At 66.7% G+C, this 21,269-nt stretch carries 15 protein-coding genes and 2 pseudogenes; 9 read left to right on the top strand and 8 right to left on the bottom strand.

The features are described 5' to 3' along the window. A pseudogene (locus WBV89_RS13170) lies at positions 1–123 on the top strand (malate dehydrogenase); the annotation flags it as partial. Positions 124–230: 107 nt separating this feature from the next. On the opposite strand, the gene WBV89_RS13165 reads toward WBV89_RS13170, so the two are convergent. Beyond that, positions 231–917 carry a hypothetical protein gene (locus tag WBV89_RS13165; RefSeq protein ID WP_423981807.1) on the bottom strand — a complete coding sequence of 229 codons (687 nt, stop codon included), beginning with the start codon at positions 915–917 and terminating at the stop codon, positions 231–233. 214 nt (positions 918–1,131) lie between these two features. Between WBV89_RS13165 and WBV89_RS13160 the strand changes: the two genes are divergently transcribed. Next, positions 1,132–4,197 carry a BTAD domain-containing putative transcriptional regulator gene (locus WBV89_RS13160; protein WP_423981806.1) on the top strand — a complete coding sequence of 1,022 codons (3,066 nt, stop codon included), beginning with the start codon at positions 1,132–1,134 and terminating at the stop codon, positions 4,195–4,197. On the opposite strand, the gene WBV89_RS13155 is transcribed toward WBV89_RS13160, so the two are convergent. The 5 genes from WBV89_RS13155 to WBV89_RS13135 all read right to left on the bottom strand — a co-directional run bounded on the left by WBV89_RS13155 (position 4,198) and on the right by WBV89_RS13135 (position 9,499). Continuing rightward, on the bottom strand, positions 4,198–5,484 hold the full coding sequence (locus tag WBV89_RS13155; RefSeq protein ID WP_423981805.1) for a multidrug effflux MFS transporter: 1,287 nt from the start codon (positions 5,482–5,484) through the stop codon (positions 4,198–4,200). It lies immediately after the preceding gene. A gap of 93 nt (positions 5,485–5,577) precedes the next feature. Then, positions 5,578–6,297: a purine-nucleoside phosphorylase gene (locus WBV89_RS13150; RefSeq protein ID WP_423981804.1), complete on the bottom strand. Its 720-nt coding sequence runs from the start codon at positions 6,295–6,297 to the stop codon at positions 5,578–5,580. Between the two features lie 64 nt (positions 6,298–6,361). Then, entirely contained in the window at positions 6,362–8,032 is a 1,671-nt protein-coding gene (locus WBV89_RS13145) for a serine hydrolase (RefSeq protein WP_423981803.1), read from the bottom strand. A gap of 119 nt (positions 8,033–8,151) precedes the next feature. After that, complete coding sequence (locus WBV89_RS13140; RefSeq protein ID WP_423981802.1) at positions 8,152–9,030, bottom strand: DNA-formamidopyrimidine glycosylase family protein; 879 nt, start codon at positions 9,028–9,030, stop codon at positions 8,152–8,154. A 31-nt stretch (positions 9,031–9,061) separates the two neighbouring features. Then, positions 9,062–9,499, bottom strand: a complete 438-nt coding sequence (locus WBV89_RS13135; protein WP_423981801.1) for an SCP2 sterol-binding domain-containing protein — start codon at positions 9,497–9,499, stop codon at positions 9,062–9,064. Positions 9,500–9,519: 20 nt separating this feature from the next. Between WBV89_RS13135 and WBV89_RS13130 the strand changes: the two genes are divergently transcribed. Then, entirely contained in the window at positions 9,520–10,230 is a 711-nt protein-coding gene (locus tag WBV89_RS13130; RefSeq protein WP_423981800.1) for a hypothetical protein, read from the top strand. 122 nt (positions 10,231–10,352) lie between these two features. Next, positions 10,353–11,153 (top strand): DUF3097 family protein, encoded by an 801-nt coding sequence (locus WBV89_RS13125; protein WP_423981799.1) that lies wholly within the window; start codon positions 10,353–10,355, stop codon positions 11,151–11,153. Positions 11,154–11,378: 225 nt separating this feature from the next. On the opposite strand, the gene WBV89_RS13120 is transcribed toward WBV89_RS13125, so the two are convergent. Next, positions 11,379–13,529 carry a sodium-translocating pyrophosphatase gene (locus WBV89_RS13120; protein WP_423981798.1) on the bottom strand — a complete coding sequence of 717 codons (2,151 nt, stop codon included), beginning with the start codon at positions 13,527–13,529 and terminating at the stop codon, positions 11,379–11,381. Between the two features lie 219 nt (positions 13,530–13,748). On the opposite strand from WBV89_RS13120, the gene WBV89_RS13115 reads away from it, so the two are divergent. The 3 genes from WBV89_RS13115 to WBV89_RS13105 all read left to right on the top strand — a co-directional run bounded on the left by WBV89_RS13115 (position 13,749) and on the right by WBV89_RS13105 (position 17,315). Beyond that, complete coding sequence (locus tag WBV89_RS13115; protein ID WP_423981797.1) at positions 13,749–14,561, top strand: succinate dehydrogenase cytochrome b subunit; 813 nt, start codon at positions 13,749–13,751, stop codon at positions 14,559–14,561. 2 nt (positions 14,562–14,563) lie between these two features. After that, positions 14,564–16,480, top strand: a complete 1,917-nt coding sequence (locus tag WBV89_RS13110) for a fumarate reductase/succinate dehydrogenase flavoprotein subunit (RefSeq protein WP_423981808.1) — start codon at positions 14,564–14,566, stop codon at positions 16,478–16,480. Positions 16,481–16,541: 61 nt separating this feature from the next. Then, complete coding sequence (locus tag WBV89_RS13105; RefSeq protein WP_423981796.1) at positions 16,542–17,315, top strand: succinate dehydrogenase/fumarate reductase iron-sulfur subunit; 774 nt, start codon at positions 16,542–16,544, stop codon at positions 17,313–17,315. A gap of 34 nt (positions 17,316–17,349) precedes the next feature. Here WBV89_RS13105 and WBV89_RS13100 read toward each other — a convergent pair whose 3' ends face one another. Beyond that, positions 17,350–19,479, bottom strand: a complete 2,130-nt coding sequence (locus WBV89_RS13100; protein ID WP_423981795.1) for a glycoside hydrolase family 2 protein — start codon at positions 19,477–19,479, stop codon at positions 17,350–17,352. Positions 19,480–19,575: 96 nt separating this feature from the next. Here WBV89_RS13100 and WBV89_RS13095 point away from each other — a divergent pair, with 96 nt between their 5' ends. Continuing rightward, the gene (locus tag WBV89_RS13095) at positions 19,576–21,021 is read left to right on the top strand and encodes a sigma 54-interacting transcriptional regulator (RefSeq protein ID WP_423981794.1); all 1,446 of its coding nucleotides are present in this window, start codon (positions 19,576–19,578) and stop codon (positions 21,019–21,021) included. Beyond that, positions 21,021–21,269 (top strand): annotated as a pseudogene (locus WBV89_RS13090) (hypothetical protein); the annotation flags it as partial. The gene WBV89_RS13095 and the pseudogene WBV89_RS13090, both read left to right, overlap by 1 nt.

Genomic DNA, 21,269 nt, shown 5'->3' with positions numbered 1-21,269 from the left:
GACGGCAACTACGAGATCGTCCAGGGTCTCGACATCGACGAGTTCAGCCGCGAGCGGATCGATGCCACCGCTGCCGAACTCGCCTCCGAACGCGACGCGGTCGCCGAACTCGGCCTGATCTGAGCGGCGTTTCCTCACGAGACCCCGAATGCCCGGATCGTCGATGACGACCCGGGCGATCGGGGAAACCGGTTGTTGAATCAGAGGCCGAAGCCCGCACGTCGAGTCGCTCACTGCGATGATTCGGTCGCCTCGACGCCGTCGGCTTCGATCGCTCGCTTCGTCCTGGCGTCGAACGGTCGCGGCACGTCCTCTCGTGCCTCGATCGCGGTGACCGAGGAGTCCAGCACGGTCGGCTGGGCGGCGTCATCGCGTGCCTCGATGGCGGTGACCGAGGAGTCCAGCACGGTGGGCTGGGCGACGTCCTCTCGTGCCTCGATGGCGGTGACGGAGGAGTCGAGCACGGTCGGCTGGGCGACGTCATCGCGTGCCTCGATCGCGGTGACCGAGGAGTCCAGCACGGTCGGCTGGTCTGCGGTGTTCCGTGCCTCGATTGCTGTGATGGATGAGTCGACCAGTCGCTGATCGGTCGCCGTGGCTTCGTTCGCACTGAACGCGGTCGCCTGCTCGGCCAAGCGCTGTGCCTGGGCATTCTGAGCCTCGCTCAGTTCGCTCACCTCGACGGCAGCCGAGTCGTTCCCCGAGTCGTTCGACACGACGAACACCGTCACTGCGGCAACACCGGCGACGATCGCTCCGACGAGAGCGGTCTTCTGCCATCTCGGCGGATGGTTCCGGGCTCCCGCCTTCTCGGTCGGCTGTTCGGTCGGCGTGTCACGGGTGAGCGTCGCGGTCGATCCCCGGAACGAGGTTCCCAAGCCCGGAGCGGTGGTCGTGGAGTCGTAGTGGATGGTCATGATGTTCCCCTTTGCATCGGCCCGAGTCCCTGTTGGATCGAGGTCATGCTGTGATCATCGAGGTCGGCGATGTGCGCTCGGTGAGCGATCGGTGTGCTCGGATGTGTGCGGCCCAGAGGGGTGTCGACCGTCTCTTTCCCTCGGGTGCCTGCCGTGCGACGATGTGATCGGAGCGAATCGATGATTCGGTCTGGCGGCAGGGGAAGGGGATGCCATGCCGGCGACAGCCGACGAACCCGGGTGCGGCTTCCACGACCTGCCCACGCGGATCGGCGTACTGGGACCGATGTCGGTGTGGGTCGGTGGGCGTGAGGTGACCGTGAGCGCTCGCCGGCAACGAGCGGTGCTCGCCTTTCTCGCCGTCTCGAACGGTGCGGCCGTCTCCGCTGATCGGATTCTCGACGCGATCTGGGGTGACGAGCTGCCATCGACCGGCGCACGTGCGGTTGCATTCCACATTTCTCGCCTGCGGGCCCTGCTCGACGTCGACCGCGAGCGAGATGCATCGTTCATCGAGACCTCCGCCGGGGGCTACCGGCTCCGGATCTCACCTTCATCGATCGACTGCCACCGCTTCCACGAGGCGGTCGACACGGCCCGCCACGAACTCACCGAGGACCCAGAAGGCTGTGAGCGTCACCTCACCGATGCGTTGGCCTTGTGGCGCGGGCGCCCGTTTGCTGATCTCGCGGAGGAACCGTTCGTCGGCAGCGAGGTCCGGGTGCTCGAACGCGCGCACTCCGTCGCGCTCCGCACGGCCATCGAGGCGCGCATTGCTCTCGGCCGTCATCGAGATGTCATCGCCGACCTGTCGGGAATGGTCGAGGCCGAGCCGTTCGACGAAGGACTCGTCCGGCTGCTGATGATCGCGCTGCAGCGCGATCATCGCCCGGCCGACGGACTGCGGGTGTACGGCGAGCTCCGGATCCGGCTCGGAGACGAGCTCGGGATCGAGCCGTCGCCGGATCTCGAACAGCTCCAACGTGAGCTCCTCGGGGCGATCCCCGTCACCGAGGTCCAGCAGGGTGCGGCTCGCCCCGTCGAGATCCCCTCGGCGATGTCCTCGTTCGTGGGGCGACTCGACGAGATCGAGCGACTCGCGGAGCTGATCGACTCCCGCCGTGTCGTCACCCTGTGCGGCTTCGGCGGGCTCGGCAAGACTCGGCTCGCTCAGGAGACCGCCCGCGCGGTGGCCGACCGGTTCGTGGGCGGGGTCTGGTTCGTCGATCTGACGCTCGCGTCCACGCCGGCCGATCTCGCCGACACGGTGCTCGCCGCCGCGGGGTTCACGGCCTCGGACCAGCGCGACCCGGTCGCTGACCTCCTGGAGAGTCTCGCCGACCACCGACTGCTTCTCGTGCTCGACAATTGCGAGCATCTGACCGCGGGTGTCGCCGAACTGGTCACGCAGATGTGCCGGGTGGCGTCGGGCGTTCGGATCCTCGCGACGAGCCGAGAACCGCTCGGCATCGACGGTGAGGTGATCTGGTCGATGCATCCGCTTCCCGATCGCGAGGCCATCCAGCTCCTCCGAGATCGAGCACGACAGGCCGCACCCTCGATGGTGCTTCCCGACCTCACCGACCCGGGGGTGGCGCGTCTGTGTGCGCGTCTGGACGGGATCCCTCTGGCGATCGAGCTGGCGGCGTCACGGCTGTCGGTCATGACGGTGTCACAGATCACCGACCACCTGGAGGAGCACCTCGAGGCGGTGTCGGGGCTCGCAACCGATCGCCGACAGGACTCACTGAGGGCGGTGATCTCGTGGAGCTGGAACCTGCTGACAGAGGCCGATCAGTGCTTGCTCGCAGACCTGTCGATCTTCACCACGGACTTCGACCTCGACGCGGCACAGGCCATCGCGGTTCGGGTCGACGGGATCACGCCGCTCGTGAACGGATTGAGCCGTCTCGCTGAGCGAGCACTCGTCGTCGTCGATGACAACGGCGGAGCGCGTCGGTTCCGAGTCTTGGAGGCAGTTCGAGGTGTGTCGCATGGTTGCGTCGGCGCTGACGAAGTCGACGCCGGCCGGCTCCGTCATGCCGAGTACTACGCCTCGGTGGCGTCGACCATCTTCGATCTCTGGGTTCGCGATCCGGTCGCCATGACGGACCTCGGGGATCTGGAGGTCGGCAATCTGCGCGCTGCGATGGCATGGGCGTACGCACACGATCGCGTCGACCTGGGACTGGCGATCACCCGTGGCGCGCGGATGTACTTCTGGTCACGCCGGATGCACCGGGAGAACATCCGCTGGATGCTCGCGGGCGTCGAACTCGCGCTGTCGCGGACATCGGACGGGCCGGAGATTCCGGCCTCGGGCATCGACGACGATGTGCTCGACGCAGCCGCAATCGTGCTGATCGAGGCCCACAATGTCGGCGATCGCAGCGCGCTCGAGACGGTTCTGCCCCTGGTCGAGTACGGCGCGCACCATGTGCAGGAGCCGCTGTTGCGCGGCAACCTCCTGTCGGCTCTCGGCGCGCGGCTGCAGGCCACCGATCCGATCTCGGCTGATCGCCTGCACGCCGATGCGTTCGCGCTGCGACGGTCATCGGGGGCTCGCGCCCTCCCGTCACTCGCGAACCGCATCGAAGGGTCCTGGTTGTCGGGCGTGCTCGACGGCGCGGATGTGCTCTCGTGTCTTCGTGAGATCACTGCCCAGCTCGACGTGATCCCACCGCTGGTGACCAAGATCGAGGCCGGTGTCGCTGCGCGTCGAGGGGACTGGACCGAGGTCGTGCGGGTTGCCCGGGCGATGCCGTCCGCCGATGCGGCCACCGAGGTTTCGGTCCAGCTGCTGGTGACCGAAGCACTCATCGGACTCGGTGATTTCGACGAAGCTTCTCGGGTGCTCGGTGCTCTCGAGCTGGAGGCACGCGGTTCCACCCGCATCATTGCCGACCTGCTCTGGAGTGAACTCGACATCGGCCGCGGGGCGTACTCGACCGGGATCGACCGGCTGACCGACGTGGTGGAGATGCTCGGCGTCGACGACGGATTCTCGGCTGTTGCGTTTCAGGTGGCGGCGCTCCTCGCGGTGGGAGCCTGTGGACTCGGCGACGCGGAATCATCGGTGGTGTTGTCCGGTTTCGTGGGCTCGGAGCAGGCTCGCCTCGGCGTCCATCTCCGCCATGGGGTCCAACAGCTTGCGGATGAGGCGACCGACGCGTGCCGGTCGGCCATGTCCAACGAACGATTCGACTGGCTTCGTGCGGTCGGTGCGGCCGCGGAGTGGAGCGAGCTGCCGCTCCGGGCGGTCGAGAGGATCGGTGCCTGATCAGCCGACGACGGCCACGTCGGCCGGCGTCGGGCGGAGATGGTCGTTCGCGAGGTCGGGGGATCGTCGCCGCACGATCAGCACGGTCAGCCACGAACCGAGGCACAGCAGCGCGACTCCGATCGAGAACGGTGTGGTGGAGTCGGACACCTTGGCGCTCACCAGCGTTCCGAGCACGGCACCGCCCGCCATCCGGGCCGCACCCGAGAGTGCCGAGGCCGTTCCGGCGAGGTGACCGACGGGCGTCAGTGCCGCGGTGTTCAGGTTCGGCATGAGGAACATGAACGACCCCAGCGTCAGCCCGAGCAGGGGCATGTACACCCAGAAGCTCGGGCGTCCGTCACTGGCGATCGACAGCACGACGGACAGCGCCGTCATCGGCAGCAGGATCATGAACACCGTGTTGACGAGGCGGTGGATCCCGACGCGCTCGACGACGCGGCCGTTGATGATCGCGCCGGCGGCGAACAGTGTGGCGACGAGTCCGAAGATGATCGGGAACTGTGCCTCACGGTCGAAGACGTCGGCGATCAGGAGCTCGCTGCTCGCGAGATACGCGGTGAACACGCCCTGGAGGAAGATGGTCGACACGGTGTAGCCGGCGGTGACGCGGGTGCGTGCGACCTCGGTGTACCCGCGGATGGTGGAGCCGAACTTGAGCGGGCGGCGGTTGGCCGGATCGAGCGTTTCGCGTAGACGCAGACTCCACACGGTGATGATCACGGCCCACACGGCGCAGAACCAGAACACCGACTGCCAGGGGAGTACCGCGATGAGCCCGGATCCGATGGTCGGCGCGAGCACCGGAACCAGCATGAACACCGCCATCACCTGCGACATCGCCGCTGCCATCGCCGGGCCTTCGAAACGGTCGCGCACGATCGCCGTCGCCACGACTCGCGAGCCTGCGGCACCGATGCCCCAGACGAAGCGGCTCAGGAGCAGCAATTCGAACGTCGGAGCGAGAGCGGAGCCGATTGCGCCGACGAGGTAGATCGCTCCGCCCAGGTACAGGACCGGCTTGCGGCCGAAGCGGTCGGCGAGCGGGCCGTAGACGAGCTGTGCGACGGCCAGCCCGAGGAAGAAGACCGTGATGACCTTGCCGGTCTCCGGTGACGCCGCCCCGAGGTCGTAGGCCTCACGGATGTCGTCGAACGCGGGCAGCATCAGGTCGATGCCGAGCGCCATCAGCGCCATGATCGCCGAGATGAGTGTGAGCAGTTCGCGCTGACTCATCCGGTACTGCGGCGCCGACGCGGGGGTGTCGACGGGCGCTGACAAGGTCACGCGTCGAAACTATCGGTCGCCCTTCATGCGAGGTTCACCCGGGATTCAGACGCCTGTCACAGTGATCCGCCAGGCCAACGCCCCGCGCGGTGGTCAGCTGACCGCGACGCGACAGCCGATCTCCATCATCTGGTCGACCCCGCGCTTCAGCTCGTCGTCGCTGATCCGTACGGCATCGCCGGACTCCTCACCGATCATGTCGCTGACCGTCATCAACGCCAGCGCTTCCATCTTCTTCATCGCCGCGACGGTGTACATCATCGCCGCCTCCATCTCGACGGCGAGGATCCCGAGGCCCTTCCACATGGTGAAGTTGTCCCAGGTCGGCTCGTAGAACACACCCGACGTCACGATCGACCCGACGTGGACCTGGCCCATCTGTCCTTCGCGCGTCAGCCGCGCTGCCGTCTCGGCGAGGTGGAAGGTGGCGGTGGGTGCGATGCAGTCCATCTTGCTCAGCTGGCGTGGCGAGTGATCCTCCGCGGCCGCGCTCAGCGCGATCACGGTGTCGCCCATCGCCATCCCCTCGGCGAGTCCACCGCACGTTCCGACGCGAACCAGACGTTGCACACCGAGTTGCGCGAGTTCCTCGAAGACGATTCCCGCCGACGGGGCGCCCATCCCGGTGGTCTGGACGCTGATCGGCTTCCCCTCGAACGTTCCGGTGAAGCCGAGCATGCCGCGGACCTCGTTGACCTGTCGGTAGCCGGAATCGAAGAACGTGTCGGCGATGTACCGGGCCCGGATCGGGTCGCCCGGACACAAGACGTTCGGCGCGTAGTCGCCAGGCTCGGCACGGAGATGAATCGGCATGGTGCAAGACTACGCGCGGGGTTCGAGACGGATGGCCTCGACACCGCCGCGCGGATGTCGAGCGCTACACCCGCTCCAGCGTGCCCAGGCCGGCTCCGTCCATCGCGCTGAGGGTGAGCGAGGCTGCGCGGCCGTCGACGATCTCGAACGTCGCCGTCTCGACGAAGTCCGGGAGTTCGGGTGAGTGGGCATAGACGAAGGTGTCGGCGTCATGGTGTTCGAGGGTGTAGGTGATTCCGATCGGCCCGATCCCCATCTCCAGCGTTCCATCGTCGTTCGCGGCGATCGTGACCTCTCCGACGTACCCGTTCGAGTAGGTGCCCGCGTAGACGTCGGGAGCCTCGGCCGGGTCGGGCTCGCTCGGCTCCGGTCCGAGATCGAGGGGTTCGCCGTAGACGCCGCCCATCCGTGCGCTCCAGAGCTCGGACCATTCCGTCGTGTTGTCCTCACCGGTGACCAGCGAGTCGACGTAGGCATCGGCGATCGTTTCGGGCGCTCCGACCGGGGCACCGTTGGACAGGACGACGATGCCGAGGTTCTCCTGCGGTACGAGCTTGACGGTGGTGTTCGCCCCGTTCGAGAACGCTCCGCTGTGGGCCCAGGTGACCAACCCACCGAACTCGGTGTTGATCCCCCAACCCAGCCCGTAGAGACCGGCTTGCCCACCGTTCGGGGGGACCGGTGGACGGCTGGTGATGTGGGGCACGTGGGTCTGGCTGAGTGCCTCCCCGTCGATGATCGCCTCACCGTCGAGTTCGCCGCCACCGAGTTGGATCCGCATCCACTCGGCGAGGTCGATCACGTTCGAGCTGACGCCGCCCGCGGGAGCCTGCGGGTCGGGGTCGCGCGGGAAATCGGCGACCCATTCTCCATCGCCCCGAGGTACGTGGAGTTCGGCGCGGTTGTCCTCGGCGAGGAAATCCTCGTGGCGCATGCTCGTGTTGTCCATGCCTGCGGGGCCGAACAGCACGTCGTCGGAGACGGTTTCCCAGTCGGAACCCGCAGCGATCCCTCCGATCTCGGCGCCCAGGGTCATCGCCCAGTTCGAGTAGCTGTAGGTCTCGCGAAAGCCGTCGATGGGCACGAACGCGAGCAACGGCAGAATGGTGTCTCGGTCGAAGCCGATCTGCTCGAGGTCGTTGCCCGCCGCTCCGCCCGGCAGTCCGCTGCGATGGGAGAAGAGGTCGGCAAAGGTGACGTGCTCGGTCACCCATTCGTCGTCGAGCGCGAACTGAGGTGCGTACTCGATCACCGGGTCGTCCCACTCGAAGGTCTCCTGGCCGACGAGGCCGGACATCACGGTCGACGAGATCGGCTTCGAGAGCGATGCCAACTGGAACACCGTGTTCGCGTCGACCGGGTCGTCGGCGTCGACGCTGCGCACGCCGTAGCCCTGCGCATACACCAGCTCGTCGTCGTACACGACGCCGACGGCCACGCCCGGAACGCCCGTGTCCGCCATCACCCGCTCGACGATTCCGTCGAGTGTGTCGAAGGACCCGGCAACCGCCTCGGCGGTGATGCCCGACGTGTCGCCGGTGATCGCGTCGTCGTCCGGCGCACCATCGGCCGACGTGTCCTCGACGGTCGTCTCGTCGGGAGCCGGCCCGTCGGTCTCCGCAGGGGCCGCCGTGCTGTCGGCCGCAGAACTGTCGTTGCCGTCATCGGAACAACCCACCGCGGCGCACATCAGTACACCCGCGGTTCCGATCGTCGCCCACTGTCCGAACCTCATCGATGTCGCCCCTTCGCCGAGCCGGCTACCCGCCTGGCACCGCCAGCCAACGTAGCTCCCCGCTGTCCGGTTCGTCGGTCTCGCAGGCCGCGCCCCTCGGCGGGCGCAGGTGTCGTGGGCTATTTGAGGAAACGGCTGGTCGTGTTGTCGGCCAGGATCTTTCCGCCGGTCTGACACGTGGGGCAGTAGTTGACGGTGTAGCCGGAGTACTCGACCGCCCGGATGGTGTCGGGGCCGTGTTCGTCGGTCCGCTCACACTCGTCGCCCGTGCGGTTGTGGACAGCGCTCGTCCGCTGCTTCGACGAACTCATCGAGTCGCGCGTGCGCTCCTCGGCCAACCCGTCGGTCGTACAGGTCTCGATCGCGGCGGCGATGGATTCTGCACCAGCTGCACCGAGCGACTTCGTGGTGGCGAACGGGGACACGCGCGCCGTCCAACAGATCTCGTTCGCCAGGCGACGACCAATTCCGGCGATCATCCGCTGATCGCGGAGGAACCCGTGGATCCTCATCGACTTCTCGGCGAACCGCTCCGCGAGACGGTCGGGTGTGATCCCGGCGGCTTCGGGACCGAGTCGGTCGACCGGCGGTGTGCGATCGACCTCACCGGCGGTGACGCACCAGACCCCGGCCCGGCGTTCCTTGCCCTGTTCGGTCAGCAGGAGCGCCGTCTCGTCGAGCGAGCCATCCTCGTTCTCGGCGGGTTCGAAGACGAACCGCGCCTGGCCGCCTCGCGGCTTCGCCGACAGCTTCACGTCGGGGAGCAGTCGTCCACCCTGCATCAGATGGATGACGAAGGTGATCGGCTCGAAATCCAGGAGCAGGTACTTGCCGCGGCGACCGACCGAGAGCAGCGGAAGCCCGTAGGCGGCGTCGGGAGCGGGGACGGCTGTCTTGAGGGCGGTGAAGTTGAACGGGACGAACTTCGTCAACACCCGGCCGACGAACTGGGCGTCGAGTCGCTCGGCGTGCGCCTCGATCTCGGGCATCTCGGGCATGGTCGAACGGTAGTCGCCTCGCCCGGCCGGGTCAGCGGTAGTCGGTGCGCACGCGCACGGACTCGAACGCGGCGTCGAGCGCGCCGAAGACGGGCTGGGAGTCGAGCAGCTTCTGCTGGTCACCCGTCAATCGGATCTTGCCGGCGATGAACGCTTGCTGAGCGTTCAGTTCCTTGTTGGCGACGTCGACCGCGGTCTGCCAGTCCTGTTCCATTCGCACGTGCTCGGGATCAGCCGGTCCGGCACCGAACGAGGCGTGACCGTCGCCCACCTGGAGGTGGTAGATCACGTCGCCCTCGGGCCCGTTGCTCACGACCTGGGTGACGCCGATCGCGTGGTGGGTGGCGACTTCGGTCATGTGGGCGCTCGACGCCACCTCGGTCGAGAGGGCATCGAGCCATTCGAGGCTGAGGTAGCGCATCCGTCCAGAGGCGCCGTCGGTTTCGCTCCGCGGTGAGTTGTTCGACACGCTCCGTAGTCTGCCTGATCGTGGGTCCGAATGACGGAGATGACGAGCCGGCGCAACCCGCGTCGGCGGCGTCCGTGTGGAGCGACAGCCGCCACCCCGGCACGGTCGAGGAATGGGTGTTCGCCACATGGACGAGCGACGTCGCCTTGGGCGTGATCTCCGGTCATCGCATCGTCGGACCGACCGCCTGGTACTGGGCGGCGCTCGCCCGCGTCGGCCGACCGCTGCTGCACATCACCGATTTCGAGGTCCCGGTGCGCGCCGATCCGTTCATCCTGAAAGGCGAATCGATGTGGGCGGAACACCTCCGGGATGCGCCGATGGAACAGTGGACGGTCGGCAACGAGACCTATGCCTCGTCGCTCGACGACCCCGACGACGCGCTGGGCCGCGCCTACGGGATTCCCACGCCGATCGCATTCGACCTCGAGTGGTATGCGACGGCTGGTCCGACGGCGATCGCCGATGGGTACGAACAGATCGGCGTCGTGCACGGTGCGATCGAGATCCTCGGGGAGCCGACGGTCGAGCTCAGCGAGGAACCGGCGCATCGCTGGCATCGGTGGATTCCCCGCGACGCCGATGCCGGTCTGGCGCCGGTTCGCCTACCGGTCGCAGTCGCGCACAGCGGGCTGCGAGCGCCGTTCGCGTTCCCGGACGGAACCGTCCTCGACCCCGTCCTCACCTCGACCGGCTGGAGACGCCGCGCCACCCGACGATCCATCGTGTGAGATGTGAGATGCACGGGTCGTCCGAACTCTCACCGGAGAGGGCCGGATGCCGCGTCAGAGCGGTGTCCGCGTGGCACACTCGGACACCCGGATCCGGGCTGACCGACGACCAACCGACGACCATGCGTGACATCCTCGACGAATACGACCAGCAGCGGCGCGGACCGGTCTACCCGGACGTCGTCGTCGAGATGGGAATGTTGGTCGAGGACCGATCGAGCCACTTCACCGGCGACGTCGTGCGGTGGAATGCCGAAGGGGTCACCCTCCAGGACCGACACGACTACGTCCGCCACTTCGGCTGGAAACCCGGCGGTTTCCTGATCGACGGTCGCCCGGTCACCCTCGTGCGGCCACACGCGGTCGCAGCAGCGACGCAGCGGATCACCGCATCGGGATCGATCGCCGGTGACGGCCGGGCGAAGGTCGCGCTCGCGAGCCGGATCTGGGTCGAGGGCAAGCACGACGCCGAACTGATCGAGCACGTGTGGGGTGACGATCTGCGCGAACTCGGCATCGTCGTCGAACCGCTGCACGGTGCCGACGACCTCGCTGCGGCGGTCTCGGATTTCTCCCCCTCCGGTCCGCGGAGGCTGGGCGTTCTGCTCGACCATCTCGTCCCGGGTTCGAAGGAGACGCGGATCGCCGCGACCGTCTCCGATCCGAACGTGCTGGTCACCGGCCACCCGTTCGTCGACGTCTGGGCCGGAATCCGTCCGAAGGTCGTCGGCTTGAACGAATGGCCGGACATCCCGTACGACCCGGACGTTCCGTGGAAGGAAGGGATGTGCGCCGCGCTCGGCGTGCCCTTCGAGGGCTTCTGGCCGAAACTCCGCAATCGCGTCGACACGTTCGCCGACCTGCGCCCCGAATTGATCGGCGCGGTCGAGCGGTTGATCGACTTCGTGGCCGAGGCCGACTGAACGCCCAGGTCCGGCCCAGCGCGTTCTCGATTCCTTCTGCGCGAGTACGGGGTTCTTCGCGATCTGGCCGTCACGTCGACTCGGTGTTCGACTGTGCGGCGAGGTTCGTCTCGCGTTGCGCACAGCCCCGTGGAGAAGATCGTCGAGTTCGTGTAGCAGCGTGCTCCCCGCCCGATGAGCCCGTCATGTGACGTTCGACTCACCGAGCGGGTCGCGCCTGCGTGATCAGACGAATGCGGTCGCGAACACGAGGCTGACGATGGTCATCACCTTCAGCAGGATGTTCATCGCCGGCCCGGAGGTGTCCTTGAACGGGTCGCCGACGGTGTCGCCGACCACGGCTGCCTTGTGGGGCTCGGAGCCCTTGCCCCCGTGGTGGCCGGCTTCGATGTACTTCTTCGCGTTGTCCCATGCGCCACCGGCGTTGGCCATGAAGATGGCCAGTGCGAAGCCCGTCACGAGCGCACCGGCGAGCAGGCCGCCGAGGGCATCGACGCTGATGAATCCGACGACGAGGGGAACGACCACAGCGAGCGCACCCGGGATGATCATCTCCTTGAGGGACGCCTCGGTCGAGATCGCCACGCAGCGGGCCGAGTCGGGTGCGACGCCCGGCAGGCCTTCACGCAGGCCGGGGATCTCGCGGAACTGTCGGCGAACTTCCTCGATCATCTTGAAGGCGGCACGGCCGACGGCGTCGATCGTGAGCGCTGCGAACAGGAACGGTAGGCCCGCACCGATGAACAATCCGACGAAGACCTCGACGCTTCCGATGTCGAGGTTGAGCTGCTGGTCGACGAGGTCGGCACCCGAAACACCGTTCGCCACGAGGGCATCGGTGATCGCGTACTCGAAGCTCTTGAACAACGCCAGTGCGGTGAGTGCTGCCGAGCCGACAGCAAAGCCCTTCGCCACCGCTGCGGTCGTGTTGCCGAGCGAGTCGAGGGCATCGGTCACTTCGCGGACCGACGGGTCGAGCTCGGCCATCTCGGCGATGCCGCCGGCGTTGTCGGCGATCGGACCGTAGGCGTCGACCGAGACCACCACGCCGGTGGTGGCGAGCATGCCGATCGCCGCGACGGCGATGCCGTAGATGCCACCGAAGCCGTCGAGGTCGTCGACGAATGCGAGCTGGCCGCCGTAGTAGGCGACGCCGACGCCGGTCAGGATCAGGACGACCGAGCCGGCCACCGACACCATGCCGCCGCTGATGCCGGCGAGGATCGTCGTGGCCGGGCCGGTCTCGGCCTGTGCCGCGATCTTCTTGACCGGGCCGTAGTGGTCGGACGTGTAGTACTCGGCGGTCTTGCCGAGTGCCCAACCGACGAGCAGGCCGCCGATCACCGAGAGCGCGAGTCCGATCGGGTTGGAGAAGATGGCGCTGTCATCGAACAACCAGTAGGCGGCTCCGATGGTTCCGACGACGGTGATTCCCATCGCGACGTTGGTCCCCATGTGGAGAGCCTTGGCGAGCGCGTGACCTTCGGTCGAGTCGCCACCGCGCACGAAGAACGAGCCGATGATCGAGGCGACCATGCCGACGAATGCGATCATCATCGGGAAGAACAGCAGCGACAGGGTGAGGATTTCCTTGTCCGCGACATCGACGAGCGTGGCGCTGCCGAGCAGTGCGGCCGGGACGAATGCGGTCAGCGCGATCGGGGCGATGATCGAGCCGGCGTACGACTCGAAGAGGTCGGCGCCCATGCCGGCGACGTCGCCGACGTTGTCGCCGACGTTGTCGGCGATAGTGGCGGGGTTCCGCGGGTCGTCCTCGGGGATTCCGGCTTCGACCTTTCCGACGAGGTCGGCACCGACATCGGCGGCCTTGGTGTAGATCCCGCCGCCCACACGGGAGAACAGGGCGACCGTCGAGGCGCCGAGGCCGTACGCGGTCAGGATCTCGAACGCCTCGTCGACCTCCAGGACCGTGACGAACAGGATGTAGGTGAGCATCAGCCCGAGGAGCGCGAGGCCCGCAACCGAGAAGCCCATCACCGCTCCACCACGGAATGCCACCGGCAGTGCCTTGCCCGGACCCTGCTTGGCCGCTTCGGTGGTGCGCGCGTTGGCCATCGTGGCCACCGTCATCCCGGCGTATCCGGCGCCGGCGGAGAGCACGGCACCCAACAGGTAGGTGACGGCTGCGAGCGGGGCGATCACGATCGCCAGCAGGATCGCCATCGCGACGGCGAAGATCCCGACCCACTTGTACTCGGCTTGCAGGAAGGCCTTCGCACCCTTCTGGATCTCGGTCATCAAGAAGACCATCCGCTCGTCACCGGGCGACTCCTTCTTGACGAGGGTGTAGTAGTAGCCGGCGAGCGCGAGGGCCGCCAGGGCAGAGATGAATGCGAGATAGGGAACAACGTCCACGGGGTGGTGCCTCCTGGGCGTAATCGGTCGACGCGTGGTTCGCGTCGGTGTGAGTGGCCTACCGGGCTTGCTCCCGGTGGACCGGACCATGATGGCCGGTCAGCGATGCTACGAAGAAATTGCAGCAAACCGGCGCGAACGAGTCGGGTGCCGGGCAGGTGATCTCCTCATCGGCGGATTGGGCGGAGAACGGAAGTCACCGAGTAAGTTCGGATGCCTATGGCACAGACGTTGAGCCGCGGCCCGGTCTCGGGCACCGCCGTCAAGGCACCGGCGAAGAAGAAACCGTTCATTCTCGATCTCTACGCCACCGCGGTCGGCAAGAAGTACGTGATGGCGATCACCGGTCTGATCGGGCTCGGCTTCGTCATCACGCACATGATCGGCAACCTCAAGGTCTTCCTCGGCCTGGTGACCGAGGGCAACGGTGACCGCATCTACGACGTCGACGTCTACGGCGAGTTCCTCCGCGACCTCGCGGTGCCGCTGCTGCCGCGCACATGGCTGCTGTGGGGACTGCGTCTCGTCCTGATCGCGGCCGTGTTGCTGCACATCCACGCCGCGTATGGGCTCACGAAGATCAACCATCATGCGCGAGCGGTGAAGTACCAGTCGGCTCGTGACTACCAGGTGGCGAACTTCGCCAGCCGGACGATGCGCTACACGGGCATCATCGTCGGATTGTTCATCATCTGGCACCTCGCCGATCTGACCTGGGGCGTCACCGGCACGTGGGAACGCGGCGAGGTCTACTACAACGTCGACCAGTCGCTGAGCCGGATTCCGGTCGCGGCGCTGTACATCGTCGCCAACATCGCGCTCGGGATCCACCTGTTCCACGGCGTCTGGTCGCTGTTCCAGTCGATGGGCTGGAACAACCCGCGTTTCAACGCCTGGCGCCGCAACATCGCCGTTGCATGTGCCGCTGCCATCGTCGTCGGCAACGTGTCGATTCCCGTCGCCGTTCTGGCCGGAGTGGTCGAGTACGACCCGGCCGCCGTTACTCATCCCGTCGGAGAGGATTCCGAATGACCCTGAATCTGGACCCCAAGATCCCCGACGGCCCGATGGCCGACAAGTGGTCGAACTACATCGCCGAGCAGAAGCTCGTCAACCCGTCCAACAAGCGCAAGTTCAAGATCATCGTCGTCGGCACCGGCCTCGCCGGTGCGGCGGCGGCTGCAACGTTCGGTGAGCTCGGCTATCAGGTCGAATCGTTCACCTTCCACGACTCGCCGCGACGCGCGCACTCGATCGCGGCGCAGGGCGGGATCAACGCGGCGAAGAACTATCAGGGCGACGGCGACTCGGTCCACCGTCTCTTCTACGACACCGTCAAGGGCGGTGACTTCCGCAGCCGCGAAGCCAACGTCCACCGCCTCGCAGAGGTCTCGGGCAACATCATCGACCAGATGGTCGCGCAGGGTGTTCCCTTCGCCCGGGAGTACGGCGGTCTACTCGACAACCGCTCGTTCGGTGGCGCCCAGGTCAGCCGGACGTTCTACGCACGTGGCCAGACCGGTCAGCAGCTGCTGCTCGGCGCGTACCAGCAGCTGTCACGTCAGATCGGACTCGGCAACGTCAAGCTCTGGAACCGCATCGAGATGGTCGACGTCGTCAACATCGACGGCCGCTGTGCCGGAATCGTCACCCGCGACCTGATGACCGGCGAGGTGCAGTCCCACGCCGCACACGCCGTGGTGCTCGCCACCGGTGGCTACGGCAACGCGTTCTATCTCTCGACCAACGCGATGGCGTGCAACGTCACTGCAGCGTGGCGTGCACACCGACGCGGGGCCGGGTTCGCCAACCCCTGCTACACGCAGATCCACCCGACGTGCATCCCGCAAGCAGACGAGTTCCAGTCGAAGCTGACGCTGATGTCGGAATCGCTGCGCAATGACGGACGCATCTGGGTCCCCAAGGATCCCGACGAGACTCGCCCTGCGAAGGACGTGCCCGAGGACGAGCGTGACTACTACCTCGAGCGGATCTACCCGAGCTTCGGCAACCTCGCGCCACGCGACGTTTCGTCACGGGCCGCCAAGCGCGCCGTCGATGCGGGCCAGGGTGTCGGACCGCTCAAGAACGGCGTGTACCTCGACTTCGCCGACGCGATCGAACGGCTCGGGCTCGACACGGTCTGGGAGCGCTACAGCAACCTGTTCGAGATGTACGAGCGGATCACCGGAGAGGATCCGCGTGAGATGCCGATGCGCATCTATCCGGCCAGCCACTACACGATGGGCGGACTCTGGGTCGACTACGAACTCCAGACCACCGTCCCCGGCCTGTTCTGCGCCGGCGAGGCCAACTTCTCCGATCACGGTGCCAACCGCCTGGGTGCCTCGGCGCTGATGCAGGGGCTGTCCGACGGGTACTTCGTGCTCCCGTACACGATCGCTCCGTACCTCGCCGATCTGCTCAACAAGCCGATCCCCGACGAGACGCACGAGGCGTTCGCGACCGCCGAACAGGAAGCACGCGACCGGTACCAGGGCTACCTCGACATCGGCGGCACCAAAGGCCCCGACCACTTCCACCGCGAACTCGGCAAGATCATCTGGGACTACTGCGGAATGGATCGCACCCAGGTCGGCCTCGAGAAGGCGCTGGCGGAGATTCCGGCACTGCACGCCGAGTTCAAGAAGGATCTCCGTGTCACCGGTGACGGACACAGCGTCAACCAGACCCTCGAGAAGGCGGCGCGAGTGGACGACTTCTTCGAACTCGGCATGTTGATGTGCAAGGACGCACTCGTGCGCGAGGAGAGCTGCGGAGGCCATTTCCGCTCCGAGTACCAGACCGACGAGGGCGAGGCGCTGCGCAACGACGACGACTTCGCACACGTCACGGCGTGGGAGTGGAGCGGCGATCCGCAGAACCCGATCGAGAACCGTGAAGCTCTCGAGTACGAGGTCGTCAAGTTCGCGACCCGGTCCTACAAGTGAGGTGATGAGTGTGTCCGAAACCCGCATCACCCGTCCCGAGATCGACAAGAAGTAGAGCATCGTGCCCACCCTCACCAACATCACCCTGAAGATCTGGCGCCAGGACGGACCGGACGGCCAAGGCCGTTTCGAGACCCACCAGATCCCCCAGATCAGCGACGAAGCCTCGTTTCTCGAGATGCTCGACATCTTGAACGAGCGGCTGATCGAGGAGAACAAAGAAGCGATCGTCTTCGACCACGATTGCCGTGAAGGCATCTGCGGCACCTGTTCGCTGATGATCGACGGACAGGCGCACGGTCCCCAGAAGGGCACGGCGACCTGCCAGCTCCACATGCGTACGTTCGACTCGGGCGATGAGATCGTCATCGAACCGTTCCGTGCGACGGCGTTCCCGATCATCAAGGACCTGATGGTCGATCGTGCACCGTTCGATCGGATCGTCGAATCGGGCGGGTTCGTCACGGCACCCACCGGCGGAGCACCCGATGCCAACCTGATCCCGATCCCGAAGCCGGTGTCCGACTCGGCGATGGACAACGCCGCGTGCATCGGCTGCGGTGCCTGCGTGGCTGCGTGTCCCAACGGTGCAGCGTCGCTGTTCACGTCCGCGAAGCTGACCCACCTCAACCTGCTGCCGCAGGGGCAGGCCGAGCGCTTCAAGCGGGCCGAGTCGATGGTCGAGACCATGGAGGAATACTTCGGGTCGTGCACGAACCACGGTGAGTGCAGCTCCGCGTGTCCGAAGGAGATCTCGATCGACTCGATCGCGGTGATGAACGCCGACTACCTCAAGTCGAAGATCAAGAACCGCAAGTCCCTCTCGCGCCGCTGAGCTGGACAACTGGTGCCTGACACCAGTTGTCCGGTCAGTCGGGTGGGAGCGTGATCGCAGTTCTCGCGCGATTGGTCGTGAGGACCGAGCCGTCGGGATCGGTGGCCACGACCTCGAACGACAGCTCGCCGAGCGTGTCGGGCACGGTGAGTTCGACCGTGCCGACCTTCGCGACGTCGTCGGCCTCGACAGATCCGCCGAACGTCCACCGTTTCGACCCGCCCGCCCATCGTGCGACCACGGTGACGCCGATGTCGCCGGTCGGGATCCGCCGATCGTTGACGATGTGCAGGTCGAGCCCGAGCGTCTGTCCGGAGTTGACCCATCCCGGCGGTGAATCGATCACCACGATCACCGGGGAGCAGGCCGCCTGCACGGCGGCGTAGGCGGCCTTCGGTGTTCGTTCGTGATCGAGCACGCTCGACGACACGGCCGGTGCGGGATCGGCGAGTGACGAGAAGCAGAAGCCGCCGGTCGGTCGGTACTTGAACCGACGCAGCACCTCGATCTGGGTGCGCAACGTGTGCGCCTGATACCGCTGGAGTGCGTCGATCCACGCATCGGGCGAGTCGGAGGCGGACGGTGGAAAGCGACTCTCGACGATCTCGCGCAGTTCGGAGTTGTCATTGGCCAACTCGTCCCAGTCGACGTTCGGCCACACCCGTTCGGGGGGCTGCGTGCCGAGCACGGGTGCAGATCGCGGCACGCTCGCGGTGCCGAACACGCTGACGAAGCGCACCGCGCGCGGGGTCCTCCGAGCGAACTTCTCCAGGTCCCGCGGCTCACCGGAGCGCCAGCCGAACCACAGGTGACTGTCGGTTCCTTCCGCTCGGGGGAGCCTCGACACCGGACTCGACCGGGCATGCGTCGGGCGACTCGGATCGAGCTGTTCGAACGCCCGCTTGACCCAGCGGTCGAGCACGGCCCGGTTCCAGGTCGGCAGTTGCTGCGTCGCCGCGTTGCGCGCGCGTGTTCGCCAATCGGAGGAGGTCGTCGTCGAAGCCATCGGTCCGTCGTTGTGTGCCGACCAGGCCGCGATCGACGGATGGTGACCGAGTTGATCGACGGCAGCCGCGGCCTGGCTCACCGCCCGGCTCCGCACGCTGCGGGCATGGGTCCCCTCGAGTGGAAAGTCCTGGAGGACGAGCAGGCCGAGTTCGTCGGCGCGGTCGTAGAACCGACGCCGGCTGATGTGGCCGTGGACGCGCACGGCGTTCAGTCCGAGATCGACCACGTGGCGCAGATCGCGGTCGATCGCCTCGTCGTCGGTGTCGCCGAGGCCGACCGTGATCGGCATCAGGTTCACGCCGCGGAGGAACAGGCGCTCGCCGTTGATCGAGAAGATCCAGTCGTGGCGCTGGATCTGGCGCAGCCCGGTGCGCTGCACCCGCCGGTCGCTGGACTCGCCATCGATCACGACGTCGACCTCGAACTCGGTCAACGGTTGGTCGCCGAGCTCGCGGGGCCACCACAGGTCGGGATCGCGGACGTCGACCGACCATTCGAACTCGTTCATCCCGCCGGCGACCGCCGACCGCTGTTCGTTCACGATCTCGCCGTCGCGTCGGGTGACGATCACCACGTCGTGGTGGCTGTCGCTGTCGAACGTCGCGGACAGCACCACGTGAGCCCGACGTTCGTCGGCGTCACGGCACAGGACCCGCAGCCGATCGATCCTCACCGGGCCGGTGTCGAACATCTGCACGGACCGCCAGATCCCGCCGGGGTTCCACCCGTTCGGCAATCCCTCCCATCCTTGGAGCGCACCGGTGAGGTTCGTCCGGGCGCCGCTCTGCCCGGCGCACGTGACCTCGACTGCGAGCACGTGCTCGTCGCCGATGCGCGACAGCTGGGTGACGTCGAACGTGTGGGGGAAGAAGTAACCCTCGGAATCGCCGAGGTAGGCGCCGTCGAACCACGCGTCGCCCTGGTAGAAGATGCCGTCGAACATGATCCAGCGGCGTCGACCCTCCGGCGGGGGAGGAGCGTCGAACCGGTGTCGGTACATGAGCGGCCCATCGCAGTCCGCGAACTCGGCGTTGTGCTGCCAGTGCCCGGGGACGCTGACCTCGCTCCACTCGCGGTCGTCGCTGTCGAGTCCGATTCCGAAGCGGCGGACGTCGTCGGTTGCGCGTGTCGCGACCCAACGACCCTCCAGCTCCATCGGACCGATCGTAACGACGTCGGTCCTCGACGGAACCGAACTCGGTCATCCAGCTCCGATGAGAGCGTCGGGAGGGGGTGAGGTAGGTTCGCCCACATGGCAGATGACGACTCCCAGGATCGGTCACACGAACGGCCCTCGACGCTCCGAGAACTGCGCGCGGCCGGGTGGGTGTCGCGCCCGATCAAGCAGGAGATCCGCGAGCACGCGATCGCCAAGATCGCGGCGGGTGAGCCGTTGTTCGAGGGGGTGTCCGGTTACGAGAACACCGTGATGCCACAGCTCGAGAACGCCGTCCTGGCCGGTCACGACGTGATCTTCCTCGGCGAGCGCGGACAGGCGAAGACCCGCATGATCCGGTCCCTCACCGGACTGCTCGACGAGTGGATGCCGATCGTCGCCGGCAGCGAGATCAACGACGACCCGTACCATCCCGTGTCGCGCCACGCGCTCGATCTACTCGCCGAGCAGGGCGAGGACACCCCGATCGACTGGGTGCATCGCGATCGTCGGTACGGCGAGAAGCTCGCCACTCCCGACACCTCGATCGCCGACCTCATCGGCGAGGTCGACCCGATCAAGGTCGCCGAAGGCCGATACCTCTCCGACGAACTCACGCTGCATTACGGCCTCGTGCCACGCACCAACCGCGGCATCTTCGCGATGAACGAGTTGCCCGACCTCGCCGAACGGATCCAGGTGGGTCTGCTCAACGTGCTCGAGGAACGTGACATCCAGGTCCGCGGTTACAAGATCCGGCTGCCGCTCGACGTGGTGCTGATGGCGTCCGCGAACCCCGAGGACTACACCAACCGCGGACGGATGATCACGCCGTTGAAGGATCGCTTCGGCTCGCAGATCCGAACGCACTACCCGCTCGACGTGCCCACCGAGGTCGAGATCATGAAGCAGGAGGCGGTGCCGCTCGCCGCATCCTCCCCCGACGGCGACGTGAGCGTGTCGGTCCCCGAGTATCTCGGCGACGTGATCGCCACGTTCAGTCACCTCGCGCGCGCCAGCAATCAGGTCAACCAGCGCAGCGGTGTGAGTGTGCGGTTGAGCGTCAGTAACTTCGAGGCGCTGTCGGCGAACGCTCTGCGGCGCGGGCTCAAGTCCGGCGAACGCAATGTCGTGGCTCGCATCGATGACCTCGGCGCACTCCCCGCGTCCTCGCAGGGCAAGATCGAGATCGAGTCGCTCGAGGAAGGCCGCGAGGGTCTCATCCTCGACACCCTCATCAAGGGAGCGGTGCTCACCGTGTTCAAGGACGCCGTCGATCCGGCGCAGACCCGCGCTGTCGTCGACGCGTTCGAAGAGGGGGTCATCGCCCACACCGGTGAGGACGTCTCGAGTACGGATCTCGCCGCGCTCGTCGAACAGGTCGACGCGCTGCGGGGGCCGGTGATGGCGCTGACCGGTGGCGACGAGTCGCCGGCCGCGATCGCATCGGCCGTCGAGTTCGTTCTCGAAGGACTGCACCTGTCGAAACGGTTGAACAAGGACGCATCGGGCGCGTCGGCCACCTATCGCGGGCGCGTCTGATGATCATCGACACCTTGGACATCGGTCCCGCCGAGTTCTCGGTGGCGACGGGCTGGGAGATCAAGCCCGAGGGAGCGTGCAAGGGCGAGGTCTGCGTCCCACTCGGATCGGGCGTCTTCGACGCGACCGCCGCCGCAGGACGGCTCGGCATGGCGATCGTGCACGACGAGCCGAACGGACGATGGGCGATCGGACCCGAGTCGCTCGGAGATCGAGCGCTCTCGACCGCCGTTGCCCCCGAGTTGGTG

The sequence above is a fragment of the Ilumatobacter sp. genome (assembly GCF_049588435.1).
Taxonomy (GTDB): domain Bacteria; phylum Actinomycetota; class Acidimicrobiia; order Acidimicrobiales; family Ilumatobacteraceae; genus Ilumatobacter_A.
Note: the sequence above shows the minus strand (reverse complement) of the source record. Positions and strands in the feature narration are given on the sequence as shown.